Origin of the sequence: Streptomyces sp. NPDC050422, assembly GCF_044458665.1 — a bacterium.
In the GTDB taxonomy this organism is placed as follows: Bacteria; Actinomycetota; Actinomycetes; order Streptomycetales; family Streptomycetaceae; genus Streptomyces.
This window is the reverse complement of record NZ_JBITIE010000002.1, coordinates 246,420-260,266: the sequence shown is the minus strand read 5'-3', so window position 1 is coordinate 260,266 and position 13,847 is coordinate 246,420. Positions and strand designations below refer to the sequence as shown.

General features: G+C 72.3%; 9 protein-coding genes and 2 tRNA genes. 9 read left to right on the top strand and 2 right to left on the bottom strand.

The window, feature by feature from the left end; translation table 11 throughout:
- Positions 1 to 205 precede the first annotated feature (205 nt).
- The 7 genes from ACIBJG_RS03875 (at position 206) to ACIBJG_RS03845 (ending at position 7,882) form a co-directional block, all read left to right on the top strand.
- Complete coding sequence (locus ACIBJG_RS03875) at positions 206 to 1,393, top strand: acyl-CoA dehydrogenase family protein (protein WP_399303601.1); 1,188 nt, start codon at positions 206 to 208, stop codon at positions 1,391 to 1,393.
- Positions 1,390 to 2,385: a bifunctional MaoC family dehydratase N-terminal/OB-fold nucleic acid binding domain-containing protein gene (locus ACIBJG_RS03870; protein WP_399303599.1), complete on the top strand. Its 996-nt coding sequence runs from the start codon at positions 1,390 to 1,392 to the stop codon at positions 2,383 to 2,385. The genes ACIBJG_RS03875 and ACIBJG_RS03870 overlap by 4 nt, the downstream gene beginning before the upstream one ends.
- A gap of 1 nt (position 2,386) precedes the next feature.
- On the top strand, positions 2,387 to 3,457 hold the full coding sequence (locus ACIBJG_RS03865) for an acyl-CoA dehydrogenase family protein (RefSeq protein ID WP_399303597.1): 1,071 nt from the start codon (positions 2,387 to 2,389) through the stop codon (positions 3,455 to 3,457).
- A complete protein-coding gene (locus ACIBJG_RS03860) occupies positions 3,454 to 3,849 on the top strand; it encodes a MaoC family dehydratase (RefSeq protein WP_399303595.1) in 396 nt (131 codons plus the stop codon). Before ACIBJG_RS03865 ends, ACIBJG_RS03860 begins: the two co-directional genes overlap by 4 nt.
- On the top strand, positions 3,846 to 5,012 hold the full coding sequence (locus tag ACIBJG_RS03855; RefSeq protein WP_399303593.1) for a lipid-transfer protein: 1,167 nt from the start codon (positions 3,846 to 3,848) through the stop codon (positions 5,010 to 5,012). The genes ACIBJG_RS03860 and ACIBJG_RS03855 overlap by 4 nt, the downstream gene beginning before the upstream one ends.
- A 530-nt stretch (positions 5,013 to 5,542) precedes the next feature.
- Positions 5,543 to 6,040, top strand: a complete 498-nt coding sequence (locus ACIBJG_RS03850; protein ID WP_399303865.1) for a SigE family RNA polymerase sigma factor — start codon at positions 5,543 to 5,545, stop codon at positions 6,038 to 6,040.
- Positions 6,041 to 6,232: 192 nt separating this feature from the next.
- Complete coding sequence (locus ACIBJG_RS03845; protein WP_399303591.1) at positions 6,233 to 7,882, top strand: long-chain fatty acid--CoA ligase; 1,650 nt, start codon at positions 6,233 to 6,235, stop codon at positions 7,880 to 7,882.
- A gap of 96 nt (positions 7,883 to 7,978) precedes the next feature.
- On the opposite strand, the gene ACIBJG_RS03840 is transcribed toward ACIBJG_RS03845, so the two are convergent.
- Positions 7,979 to 12,286, bottom strand: coding sequence for a PAS domain-containing protein (locus ACIBJG_RS03840; RefSeq protein WP_399303589.1), 4,308 nt, complete (start codon positions 12,284 to 12,286; stop codon positions 7,979 to 7,981).
- Positions 12,287 to 12,499: 213 nt separating this feature from the next.
- Positions 12,500 to 12,958: an SSI family serine proteinase inhibitor gene (locus ACIBJG_RS03835; RefSeq protein ID WP_399303587.1), complete on the bottom strand. Its 459-nt coding sequence runs from the start codon at positions 12,956 to 12,958 to the stop codon at positions 12,500 to 12,502.
- 220 nt (positions 12,959 to 13,178) lie between these two features.
- On the opposite strand from ACIBJG_RS03835, the gene ACIBJG_RS03830 reads away from it, so the two are divergent.
- Positions 13,179 to 13,269: transfer RNA gene (locus ACIBJG_RS03830), tRNA-Ser, on the top strand.
- A 230-nt stretch (positions 13,270 to 13,499) separates the two neighbouring features.
- Positions 13,500 to 13,572, top strand: a tRNA-Arg gene (locus ACIBJG_RS03825).
- Positions 13,573 to 13,847: the final 275 nt, after the last annotated feature.

Genomic DNA, 13,847 nt, shown 5'->3' with positions numbered 1-13,847 from the left:
GGGGGTCGGGCCGCGGTTGGGGGAACGACGGCCTGCGTGCCGCCACTGCGGTGGCGGACGCGGGCCGTTCGGTCTTCAGGATCGGGTGAGGGATCGGGCAGGGAATCGGGGCGGGTCCGGCCGTCCGGTGCCTTGACAGCCGAGCGGAATCTGACGGACAGTCAGAAACCCTGATCCTCATGCCCGTTCCCGGGAGGCAGTCGACGTGCATCTGGCCCCGACCGAGCGCCAGCAGGAGCTGCGCGCCGAACTCCGCGCCTACTTCGCTGACGTGATGCCCGTGGGAGGCGGGCAGGGAGGGGGGCGCGCCGGACCCGCCCCTCAGGGCCCGGACGCACAGCGGCGGCTGTTGCGTCGGATCGGGGCCGACGGGATGCTCGGTCTCGGCTGGCCTGTCGAGTACGGGGGGCAGGGCCGCGGCGCGGACGAACAGTTCGTGTTCTTCGACGAGGCCTACCGGGCCGGCGCCCCGGTCTCCATGGTCACCCTCAACACGGTCGGTCCCACGCTCATGAAGTACGGGACCGAGGCGCAGAAGGACTACTTCCTGCCGCGCATCCTGGCCGGCGAGCTGGTCTTCGCCATCGGCTACAGCGAGCCGGAGGCCGGGACCGACCTCGCCGCGCTGCGCACCAGGGCCGTACGCGACGGCGACTCCTGGGCCATCGACGGGCAGAAGATCTTCACCAGCAACGCGCAGAACGCGGACTGGATCTGGCTCGCCTGCCGTACGGATCCGGACGTGCCCAAGCACCGGGGCATCTCGATCCTCCTCGTGCCGACGGACGCGCCCGGCTTCACCTGGACGCCCATCGAGACCGTGGGCGGCCTGACCACGACCGCCACGTACTACGACGACGTGCGGGTGCCCGCGACCGCGCTGGTCGGCGCGGAGAACGGCGGCTGGGGGCTGATCACCAACCAGCTGAACCACGAACGGGTGGCGCTCGCCGCGATCGGCATGCAGGCGGAGGACTTCTACGAAGCGGCGCTCGCCTTCGCCCGCACCCCCGACCCAGTGACGGGCCGGCGGCCGGCAGACGAGCCGTGGGTCCGTTCGCGGCTGGCCGAGGCGCATGCCCGGCTGGCGGCGACGCGCCTTCTCAACTGGCGCTTGGTGGGGGCCGTGGGAGCGGGAGCGCTGGCTCCCGGCGACGCGAGCGGCGTGAAGTTCGCGGGGACCGAGAGCGCCGTGGAGGTGTACCGGATGTGCCAGGAGATCACGGGCGACGCCGGGTTGGTGCGGGGCGGTTCGCCCGGCTCCTTCGGGGACGGGGAGCTGGAGCGGATGAACAGGGCGGCACAGATCAACACCTTCGGGGGCGGGGTGAGCGAGGTGCAGCGGGAGATCGTCGCGACAATGCGGCTCGGAATGAAGAGGGGGAAGCGGTGACGGCCGGGCAGGGCGTCCGGGACGAGCTGTACGAGCGGCTCAGGGCGTACGAGGGCCGGGCGGCGGCCACGGCGGGCGTCGGCAAGGACCTGGTCAGCGAGCCGATGATCAGGCACTGGTGCGAGGCGATGGGTGACGCACACCCGGCTTACGCCGGTCCGGGTGCCGTCGCCCCGCCGACGATGCTCCAGACCTGGACGATGGGCGGGCTGTCGGGGCACACGGACCGGAGCGGGCCCTACGACGAGCTGTTCGGCCTGCTCGACGGGGCCGGGTACACCTCCGTGGTCGCCACCGACTGCGAGCAGGAGTATCTGCGTCCCCTGCGGCCCGGGGACCGGATCACGTTCGACGCGGTGATCGAGGCGGTGTCGGAGCGCAAGACGACGAAGTTGGGGACGGGGTACTTCGTCACCACGCGCATGGACGTCCGGGCGCAGGACGAACCCGCCGGGACGCACCGCTTCCGGATCCTCAAGTACCGCCCCGCGAAGCCGAAGCCGAAGCCGAGTCCGAGTCCGAATCCGAATCCGAATCCGAATCCGAAGAGGGAGGGGGAGGGAGCGCGCAAGGGGAACCCGTTGCGGTCCAGGCCGGTGGTCAACCGGGACAACGCCGGTTTCTGGGAGGGCGTCGCCGCTCGCCGGCTGCTCATCCAGCGCTGCACCGCGTGCGGCACCCTGCGCTTCCCCTGGCTGCCCGGATGCAACGCCTGCGGCTCGGCCGGGTGGGACACGGTCGAGGCATCGGGTGAGGGCACCGTCTTCAGTCATGTCGTGATGCATCACCCGCCCTTTCCCGCGTTCAGCGAGACCGGCGAGGGAGGACCGTACGCGGTGGCGCTGATCGAGCTCACGGAGGGCGTCCGGATGGTCAGCAACGTCATCGGGGTGCCCTGCGACAAGGTGCGGGTGGGCATGCCGGTGCGGCTGGAGTTCCTGCGGGCGGACCCCGAGTTGGTGCTGCCGGTCTTCCGGGGGAGTGAGGGCTGACATGGATTTCACGCCGAGTGAGGAACAGGCCGCGGCGCAGGGGCTGGCCGCCCGGATCTTCGGGGACCTGTCGACGCACGATCGTCTGGTCGCGGCGGGCAGCGGTACGGACGCCGGACTCTGGAAGGAACTCTGCGCGGCCGGGCTGCCCGGCGCGGTGGAGGAGACCGGGCTCCTCGGCCTGGTGCTGCTGGCGGAGGAGCAGGGCCGCACGACTGCTCAGGTGCCCTTCACGGCAAGCTGCGTGTACGGGCTCCTCGCCGTCGCCGAGCACGGTACGGGCGAGCAGCGAGGGCGCCTGATGCCATCGTTCCGGGACGGCACGGCCGTGGCGACGGGGGCCTTCCATGCCCGCGGCACCGTGCAGGCGGAGTCCGTCGGCGGCCCGAGTGCCGCCGGGGACGCGGAGGCGGGCGGGTGGCTGAACGGCAGTGTGCCGCTGGTGCCGTGGCTGCGCGACGCCACCCACGTCCTGGTCGCGGCGGCGGACCGGAGCCTGTGGATCGTACGGACCACGGACCCCGGGGTGGTGACCGAACCCGTGGAGACCACGGCCCCGTGGTCGGCCGGGCGGCTCGTGCTGGCCGGTGCGGCCGCGGAGCGGCTCGGTGGCTCGGGGACGTACGAGGAGGTGCTGGCCACCGCCCGGACGGCGTTCGCCGGGGTGCAGGCGGGCGTGTGCGCCGGTTCGCTGGCCCGGGCGGTCGAACACACCGGCACCCGCGAGCAGTTCGGGCGCCCTCTCTCCACCAACCAGGCGGTGCTGCTGCGGGCGGCCGACGCGTACATGGACACCGAGGCGATACGCGTCACGGCGTACGAGGCGGCATGGCGGCACGACGAGGGGCTGACGTACGGGGAACAGGCGCTGACCGCCGCGTGGTGGGCGTCCGAGGCCGGAAAGCGGGTCGTCCACGCGGGGCAGCATCTGCACGGCGGGACGGGCGCCGACCTCGACCATCCCGTGCACCGCCACTTCCTCTGGGGGCGTCAGCTCGACGCCCATCTCGGCGGCAGCGGCACGGTGCTTCAGGAACTCGGCGAACTGCTGGTGAAGGAGGGACCGGAGTGAAGGCCGGCGAGGAACTGGCGCCGCTGGAGATCGCGGTGACCCGCACATTGATCGTGGCGGGCGCGATCGCCTCCCGCGACTACCAGGACGTGCACCACGACGCGGAACTGGCACGGGAGAAGGGGTCCCCGGACATCTTCATGAACATCCTGACGACCAACGGGCTGGTCGGACGGTACGTCACCGACCACTTCGGGCCCACGGCCGTGCTCAGGAAGGTCGCCATCCGGCTCGGCGCCCCCAACTACCCCGGCGACACCATGGTGCTGAGCGGCACGGTCACCGCGGTGGGCGACGACGGGACGGCCGAGGTGTCGGTCGTCGGCGTCAACGGGATCGGCAGGCATGTGACCGGCACGGTGACCGTAGGTGTTCCGGAGGAGTCCGCATGAGTGTGCGCAGGGCCGATTCGCTCGGCGGGAAGGCGGCGGTGGCCGGGATCGGGGCGACCGAGTTCTCCAAGAACTCGGGCCGCAGCGAACTCAAACTGGCCGTCGAGGCGGTGCACGCGGCGCTCGACGACGCGGGGCTGGAACCCGCCGACGTCGACGGACTGGTCACCTTCACCATGGACACCAGCCCCGAGATCACCGTCGCGCAGGCGGCCGGCATCGGAGAGCTGTCGTTCTTCTCGCGTATCCACTACGGCGGCGGCGCGGCCTGCGCCACCGTCCAGCAGGCGGCCCTCGCCGTCGCCTGCGGGGTGGCCGACGTGGTCGTCTGCTACCGGGCGTTCAACGAGCGGTCGGGGCGCCGCTTCGGCTCCGGCGTGCAGCAGCGGGAACCCACGGCCGAGGGGACCGCGCTCGGCTGGAACCTGCCCTTCGGGCTGCTCACGCCCGCCTCCTGGGTGGCCATGGCGGCCCAGCGCTATCTGCACAGGTACGGGCTGACGCCGGAGGCCTTCGGCCATGTCGCGGTCACCGACCGGCGCCATGCCGCGAACAACCCGGCGGCGTACTTCCACGGGAAGCCGATCACCCTCGCCGACCACGCCGCCTCCCGGTGGATCGTCGAACCCCTGCGGCTGCTCGACTGCTGTCAGGAGACCGACGGCGGGCAGGCGATCGTCGTCACCAGTGCGGAGCGGGCCCGTGACCTGCGGCAGCCGCCCGCGGTGATCGTCGCGACGGCCCAGGGCGCCGGACGCGCGCAGGAGCAGATGACGAGTTTCTACCGCGACGATCTGACGGGGCTGCCGGAGATGGGTGTCGTGGCCCGCCAGCTGTGGCGCAACTCGGGCCTGGCCCCCACCGACATCGACGTGGCGATCCTGTACGACCACTTCACGCCCTTCGTGCTGATGCAGCTGGAGGAGTTCGGCTTCTGCGAGCCGGGTGAGGCCGCGGACTTCGTGGCCGCCGACGCGCTGCCTCTGAACACCCACGGGGGGCAGCTGGGGGAGGCCTACCTGCACGGGATGAACGGCATCGCGGAGGCGGTCCGGCAGATCAGAGGGACGTCGGTGAACCAGATATCCGGAGCGGCCACCTCGCTGGTCACGGCCGGCACGGGGGTGCCGACCTCGGGCCTCGTGCTGGGCCGGGCGCGGTGAGCGGCCGGGCCCGAGGCACGGGGAGGTGAGCCGCGGGCCGCTTCCCCGTGCCTCGGGGATTCGTGGATCCGGGACCTTGGGCCTCGCGGCCTCGGGACCTCGGGACCTCGCGGCCTCGGGACCTCGCGGCCTCGGGACCTCGCGGCCTCGGGACCTCGCGACCTCGGCCCTCGGGGACGACCCTGAGTGCGGGAGGACGGCCCCTCCACCTACAGGAGGTGGAGCAGGCCCCACCCCTACACCCTGAGGCGGACGCCGTTTCGGGACCTGGGGGCGATCCCCGCAGCGGCGCCCGCTCCTAGCGTGGAGTTATGACCACGTCAGTCTGCACGGGCGCCTCCAGGGGAGCCGCTGCCACCACCCAGGCCGCCCCGCGGAGCCATGCCGTCCCGCGCGCCCACGCCGTCCCGCGCACCCCGTCCGCCACACGCACGCCGGTAGTCCCGCGCACACCGTCCGTCCCGCGCACCCCGGCCACCACGCGCACCCCGGCCACCGCGAGATCGCCCTATGGTGCGCGGGCGCCGTACGTGCCGTACCCGTCGTTCACGTCCTTCGTGAAGGCCCGCGGGCCGGTGCTGCTGCGGGCCGCCCGCTCGCTGACCGCGAACCCCAGCGACGCCGAGGACCTGCTGCAGACCGCGCTGACCAAGACGTACGTCGCCTGGGAGCGGATCGAGGACCACCGGGCGCTCGACGGCTATGTCCGCAGGGCCCTGCTGAACACCCGCACCTCGCAGTGGCGCAAGCGCAAGGTCGACGAGTTCGCCTGCGACGAGCTGCCCGAGCAGGAATCCGTGCCCGGCCCCGACCCGGCCGAGCAGCAGACGCTGCACGACGCCATGTGGCGTGCCGTGCTGAAGCTTCCCGACCGCCAGCGGGCCATGGTCGTCCTTCGCTACTACGAGGACCTCAGCGAGGCCCAGACCGCCGAGGTCCTCGGGGTGTCCGTCGGCACGGTCAAGAGCGCGGTGTCCCGGGCGCTCGGCAAGCTGCGCCAGGACCCGGAACTGGCCCCCGTCCGGTGACCTGACCGCCCCGCCCGCGGTGCCGGACGGGCCCGTCACGCACACGCCGAGAAGCGTCTTCCGGTCTGTCCGGCTGGTGTGAATTTGCCGGACGACACCGATTCGTTCCTTCGGGAGTAGTGACATACCGCGCGGTATGTGCGCAGAATCAGCGGAACCTTACTGCCGCGTAGCGCCCACCGGGAGGACGCCGTGCTCAGCACCATGCAGGACGTACCGCTGACTGTCACCCGCATCCTGACCCATGGGATGACCATCCACGGGAAGTCGCAGGTCACGACCTGGACCGGAGAGCCCGAGCCGCACCGGCGCAGCTTCGCCGACATCGGCCGGCGGGCCACCCAGCTCGCCCACGCCCTGCACGGCGAGCTCGGCATCGACGGGGACCAGCGCGTCGCGACCCTCATGTGGAACAACGCGGAGCACGTGGAGGCGTATCTCGCCATCCCGTCGATGGGTGCCGTCCTCCACACCCTCAACCTCCGTCTCCCCGCCGAGCAGCTGGTCTGGGTCGTCAAGCACGCCGACGACAAGGTCGTCCTCGTCAACGGCTCCCTGCTGCCGCTCCTCGCGCCGCTGCTCCCCCAGCTGGCCTCGCTGGAGCACGTGGTCGTCTCGGGCCCCGGTGACCGCTCCGTCCTGGAGGGTGCGGCGGTGCGGGTGCACGAGTACGAGGAGCTGATCGCCGGCCGTCCCACCAGCTACGACTGGCCCGAGCTGGACGAACGCCAGGCCGCCGCCATGTGCTACACCTCCGGCACCACCGGGGATCCCAAGGGCGTCGTCTACTCCCACCGCTCGATCTACCTGCACTCCATGCAGGTCAACATGTCCGAGTCGATGGGCCTGACGGACAAGGACACCACTCTGGTCGTCGTCCCGCAGTTCCACGTCAACGCCTGGGGTCTGCCGCACGCCACGTTCATGTCCGGCGTCAACATGCTGATGCCGGACCGCTTCCTGCAGCCCGCCCCGCTCGCCGACATGATCGAGCGCGAGCGGCCGAGCCATGCTGCGGCCGTCCCCACCATCTGGCAGGGTCTGCTGGCCGAGGTCACGGCCAACCCCCGCGACCTCACGTCGATGGCCAACGTCACCATCGGTGGCGCCGCCTGTCCCCCGTCCCTCATGGAGGCGTACGACAAGCTCGGCGTCCGCCTCTGTCACGCCTGGGGCATGACGGAGACCTCGCCGCTCGGCACCATGGCCAACCCGCCTGCCGGGCTGACCGAGGAGCAGGAGTGGCCTTACCGCATCACGCAGGGCCGCTTCCCGGCCGGTGTCGAGGCGCGGCTGGCCGGCCCCGCCGGCGAGCACCTTCCGTGGGACGGCGAGTCGGCCGGTGAGCTGGAGGTGCGCGGCGCCTGGATCGCCGGTGCGTACTACGGCGGGGCCGATGGCGAGGCGCTGCGGCCCGAGGACAAGTTCAGCGAGGACGGCTGGCTGAAGACCGGCGACGTCGGCGTGATCAGCCCCGACGGCTTCCTCACGCTGACGGACCGGGCCAAGGACGTCATCAAGTCCGGTGGCGAGTGGATCTCCAGTGTCGAGCTGGAGAACGCCCTGATGGCGCACCCGGATGTCGCCGAGGCCGCGGTCGTGGCCGTACCGGACGACAAGTGGGGCGAGCGTCCGCTCGCGACCGTCGTCCTCAAGGAGGGCGCCACCGCCGACTACGAGGCGCTGAAGGCGTTCCTCGCCGATTCGGGCATCGCCAAGTGGCAGCTGCCGGAGCGCTGGTCGGTCATCGCGTCCGTACCGAAGACGAGTGTCGGAAAGTTCGACAAGAAGGTCATCCGCAAGCAGTACGCGGCGGGCGAGCTGGACATCACCCAGCTCTGAGCCGAGGGCCCTCGGACGGGGACGTGGACGTGACGAGGGCGGTACGGGATCACTCCCGTACCGCCCTCGTCGTCTTCTTGTCCCGCCGGGAGGCGGTCAGTTCGTGCCGATCTTCGCGAGCAGGTCCACGATGCGGGCCTGCACCTCGTCGCTCGTCGAACGCTCGGCCAGGAACAGGACAGTCTCGCCCGAGCTCAGCTTCGGCAGCTCGGAGCGGTTCATGTCGGCCGAGGTGTAGACGACCAGCGGGGTGCGGTTCAGCTGACCGTTGGCGCGCAGCCAGTCGACGATCCCGGCGCGGCGGCGGCGTACCTGCATCAGGTCCATCACCACCAGGTTCGGCCGCATCCGGGTCGCGAGCGAGACCGCCTCGCTGTCCGTGGCGGCGCAGGCGACCTGCATGCCGCGCCGCTCCAGCGTCTGCGTCAGCGCGAGTGCGATCTCCTCGTGCTCCTCGATCAGCAGGACGCGGGGCGGATGCTGTTCGCTGTCGCGCGGGGCGAGGGCCTTCAGGAGTACGGCGGGGTCGGCACCGTACGCCGCCTCCCGCGAGGCCTGACCCAGACCGGCGGTCACCAGGACCGGCACCTCGGCCGCCACCGCCGCCTGGCGCAGCGACTGCAGGGCCTTGCGGGTGATGGGGCCGGTCAGCGGGTCCACGAAGAGTGCGGCGGGGAACGCCGCGATCTGCGCGTCGACCTCCTCGCGCGAGTGGACGATCACCGGCCGGTAGCCGCGGTCGCTCAGCGCCTGCTGGGTGGAGACGTCGGGGGCCGGCCAGACCAGGAGCCGGCGCGGGTTGTCCAGCGGCTCCGGGGGCAGTTCGTCGTCGACCGGCTGCGGGGACGGGCGGTTGGCGACCTCGACGGCCCCGCCGGGCCCGTCCAGCGGCTCCGGTCCCTCGGCGGCACCCTCGTCGGGCGCCCCTATGGCGTACGCGCGTCCTTCGGTCGCCGGGGCGGCGAGCAACTGCCCCGAACCCTGGCCCTGCGCGGTCCCGCCCGTGCCACCGGGGCCGGTCTGCGGGGCAGGCGGCTGGGGCGCGGTGGCGGGGGGCGCGGTGGCTGCCGGCGGCAGGGCGGCCCGCTCGCTGCGGTCGCCCTCGGGCGGTGCGGCGAGCTTGCGGCGCCGACCGGCCCCGCCCGCGCCGCCGAGCGTCTGGTTCTGCTGGTGGGCGATGTGCTGGGCGAACGGCACGCCCTGCCCCAGCGTGCGCACGCTGAACGCGCGCCCCTGCGTCGAGTCCGACGACCCGGGCATGGGCGCCTCGGCGGGCAGCGGCTGCCGCCGCGCGTCCGGACCGGGCGAGAGCGTCCGCGGACGGCTTCCCTCGTGGGTGGGCAGGTCCGCCGGGGGGATGTCCGGGCCGTCAGCACCCTCGGGAGCGGTGCCCTGGGCGTTGCCGGCCGGGGTCGTACCGGTGGTGTGCGTGGTCACGCCGGGGTCGGCGGCAGGGCCTTCCTGGGCGGCAGGGCCCTGACCCGAGGCGTCGTCCGTTCCCCAGCCGCCGGGCTGTACGGGCGGCGAGGGCCGATCGGACGGGCCGGCCTGCTCCTCCTGCGGAGGCCGGGGCGCATCGGCGTGCCGCGCCCGGCGTCGCCCGGTCGGGATCGGGTGCGCCTGCGGCGGGGTGTGGTCGTGCTCCGGCGCACCCGACACCGCGTCATGGCGCCCGGGCAGCGAGGCGTCGGCCTCGGCGGCGGTGGGCGCCACCCGGTCGGCGTCCGCGGGCGGCAGCGCGAAGGGGACGCGCGGGCCTGCCTCGGCCTGGGCCGCCCGGTCCTGGGCCGCCGACAGGGCGCGACGGGCGCGCCGGCCGGACGACTGCTGCGCCGGCGTGCCGGCCGGTGCCTGTTCACGCATCGCCTGTTCACGCATCGGCTGTTCGCGCGGTGCCTGATTGCGCGGTGTCAGTTCGTGCGGTGCCTGTTCGTGCGGTGTCTGTTCGTGTGTCCGGGCGGTGTCGTCGTGGCCGGGGAGGGCAGCGGTGCCGGCGGCCGGAAGCGCCAGTTGGTTCTCGCCGCCCCGGTGCGCCCGGTGCCCGCCCGCCGTTACCGGCGTCGGGGCCTCGGCCGGAACACCCTGCGGCGGGACGGTCTGACCGCGCTGCGGACGGCCACCGGCCCCCTGGGCGCCCTCGGCGGCCGTCACCACGGACCCCTCCGAAGGCGCGGGCGTCGCGGCGGCGGGCAGTGCGAGGGCCTGCCGCGGGCTGTGCCCCGGGCCCTGTTGTCCGGCGCCGGCCGGATCACCGGTCTCCGCCGGGCTGGGCCTGCCCCGCCTGCGCCCGGAGCCCCCGCTCTGCGGGGCCGGAACGAGTTCGTGCGGGCCCGCCGCGTCGGGCGCGGGCGCGTTCGCGGGTGCTTCGGCGGACTCGGGGGCGGGATGTGCTCCCGCCTCCCGGCGCGCACGCCGGCGCCCGGTCGGCTCGGCCGCCACCGGCTCGGCCGCTCCGGCCTCGGCAGCCCCGAGCTCGCCCGTTCCGTCGGAGCCGCCCACGGCGCTCTCCAGGAACGCATCCGTGGAGGACCTGCGCGCCCGGCGCCCCCGCCTGCCGCCCTCGGGAACCGGGACATCGAGCGATGCCCCGGAAGCACCGGGGACCTCAGGAACCGACGGGGCTGACGGAACCGACGGGGCTGACGAAAGCGACGGGGCTGACGGAACCGACGGCGCTGACGGACCCGACGGGACCACGACGGCTTCAGGAACCTCGGGACCCATCGGCGGCATCACGGTCCCCGAACCCGCGCCCAGCGGGACTTCGAGCACGTACGCGCTGCCGCTCATCCCCGGCATCTCGTGCGTCTGGAGCACACCACCGTGGGCCCGCACGATCCCGCGCACGATCGGTTCGTGCACCGGGTCTCCCCCGGCGAACGGTCCGCGCACCTCGATCCGTACGACATCACCACGCTGAGCCGCGGCCACGACGACCGTCGAGTCGACGTAGCCGCCACCCGGCACCAGCCGGGCCTTACCGGTCGAATCGACCCCGGCGACGTCCGCGACCAGATGCGCGAGAGCGGTCACCAGCCGACCCGCGTCGACCTCGGCCTCGATCGGCGGTGCGTGCACGGCGAACTGGGCACGGCCCGGACCGATCAGCTCGACGGCCGCGTCGATACCGGCCGTCACCACGCCGTCGAGCAGCACGTTCGTCTTGACGAGCGCCTCGGAGCCGCCGTCCAGACGCTGGTAGCTCAGGACGTTGTCGACCAGGGTCGTCATGCGCGCGTAGCCCGCGGCGAGGTGGTGCAGGATCTGGTTGGCCTCGGGCCACAGCTGGCCCGCGGGGTCGGCGGCGAGCGTGGACAGCTCGCCGCGCAGCTCCAGGAGCGGCCCGCGCAGCGACTCGCCGAGCACGGCGGTCAGCTGGGTGTGCCGGGCGGTGAGGTCCGCCAGCCGCTCGGCCTGCTCCTCCAGCTCGGAGGCGTACCGCTCGGTGCGGTCGGCGAGCTCGGTGGCGTGCTGTTCCGTCAGCTCGGTGACCTCGGCGGTGTGGCGCTCGGTGAGGTCCTTGAGCTCCGCGGTGTGGCTCGCGGTCAGCTCGGAGACCTCGGTCCTGCGCTGCTTGTCGAGCTCCTCGTACGGCCGGCGGTCGGTGAACGTCATGACGGCGCCGACGAGCTGGTCGCCGTCCCGCACGGGCGCGGTCGTCAGGTCGACGGGCACCTGCGCCCCGCTCTTGGACCACAGGACCTGCCCGCGCACCCGATGCTTGCGCCCCGACTTGAGGGTGTCGGCCAGCGGCGACTCCTCGTACGGGAACGGCTCGCCCTCGCCGCGCGTGTGCAGGATCAGCGGGTGCAGCTCCTGGCCGCCCAGGTCACTGGCGCGGAAGCCCAGGATCTGCGCGGCGGCGGGGTTCACCAGGACGACCCGGCCGTCCGTGTCGGTGCCGACGACACCCTCGGACGCGGCCCGCAGGATCATCTCGGTCTGCCGCTGCGACCGGGCCAGCTCGGCCTCGGTGTCGACGGTGCCCGACAGGTCGCGCACGACGAGCATCAGCAGCTCGTCACCCGTATAGCTGCCGCTGTAGGAGTTCTGGACGTCGGTGTACGCCGCCTGCCCGTCCTCCAGGCTGGCGCTCGTCACCTCGACGGGGTACTCGTTACCGTCGGTACGCCGCGCGGTCATCCGCGTGGGCTTGGTCCGGCCCCGCTCGTCCGCAGCCTCCGGCCTCCGCATCGACCCCGGGATCAGCTTGGAGTCGAACTCCGGCAGCAGATCGAGCAGTCCGCGACCGACGAGCGCGGTGCCCGGGGTCTCGAACATTTCGAGGGCGATGGTGTTGGCGTTGACGACCGTACCGTTGCAGTTGACGAGCAGAAGCCCGTCCGGAAGGGCGTCGAGTATGGCTGCGAGGCGAGCAGCGCCTCGAGATGGCCTGCTGCTCACGACGACGCTTCCTCCCTGATTACTGCACCTTGCCGACAGCGGGCCCCATCTTGCCCCTCGGGCCTCAGGCTGTCACTGGAGGAGTCTAAAGGCTGGGGAGGGGCGAGGGGCGGCGGATGAGGGGGAGCTCTCACCAAGGTTCTGTGCATACGGTGTACGACTCTGGCCCATTACGTGCCCCGCCGGCCTCCCCGGAACGGGTCCAGCCGCAGCTCACCGGACGTTCGGGAGCACCGGCCGCAGGCTGTTCCAGCGCCCGATCTCGCACCCGTTGCTCCGCTCGAACGTGGAGTCGACGTGTCGCCCCTGCCACGTTCCGGTGATCCGGGCGGTGGCCGGTCCGCCGAACTGCTGCGTGCACATCGCGTTCCGGGAAACCGGCGCGAACGGGTCCGCGCTCTCGCCCGGCAGCTGCGCCAACCGGTCGCAGGCCTGCTGCGCCACCGGGTGACTGCCACCCGCCGGCTCGCACTCCAGCTCGTACGTACCGTCGGCCTCCGGGTTCCCCGACCCCGCGACGACCACGGTGAGGTGTGTACCCGCGTCGTCGTTCCGCAGCAGGGACAACGGCAGAGGCAGCGGGAGGGGACCGGCCGCGGCCGTGGCCCCAGGGGCGGCGGCGGCAAGCGCGGCCAGCGACACGACGGCGGTGAGGGCGAGACGACGCATCATGCGGACTCCTGTGGTCGTACGTGCCGTCGGCTCCGGGCCGGCGACGAAGGGCGGGGCGGGTGCCCCGCCATGACTAACGCTCCGCACGCCGCGGCGTTGCGCAACCGCAGGCGCTTTGCCCTCATGGCCGCCCGCCTAGTACCGTAAGCAGCGATTGGTGACGCAGCCCTCAGCTGTGTCATCATCTGCACGCACCACCCGCGCTCGCGCGGGGTGTGCTGGAGGCGTCGCCTAGTCCGGTCTATGGCGCCGCACTGCTAATGCGGTTTGGGTTTTAAAACCCATCGAGGGTTCAAATCCCTCCGCCTCCGCTTGATCACCGAAGCCCCGCGCCACTGGCCGGGGCTTCGGTCGTTCCTGCGTCGGGGTGGGGCAGGGACAGGCCTGGGACGAGGTCCGGACTAGGCCGTTCGGGGGCGTCTCGAACCGGTGATCTCGCAGCTCAGCAGCGGTGCGGCTAATGGATTTCGCGTCACGGCGCAGGTCATGTAATGTTGTTCTCGCAACGCCGACGGGGCAGAAAAAAGCCCGGGAAGCACAAGCACTCGTAGCTTAACGGATAGAGCATCTGACTACGGATCAGAAGGTTGCAGGTTCGAATCCTGCCGAGTGCACAGCAGGCCAGAGGCCCTCAGGAGAAATCCTGAGGGCCTCTCGCGTTGTCGGTACAGCAGAGAAGTACTGCGACACATCCAGACGGGCATCGCTGTCCTGGTCTCCCGCCGAGCGCCCGTCGGCGTACCGAGCGCACATCAATTGCATCGACAGCCGTCCCCTGGATCACGCCCGACGGGGTCACGGACCTCACGTCCGAGGTCTACGCGGTCAGACCCCTGGACGCCTCCGACGGCAACGGCCCGCACGCGCGGAGCCCCGACGGCAAGCAGCT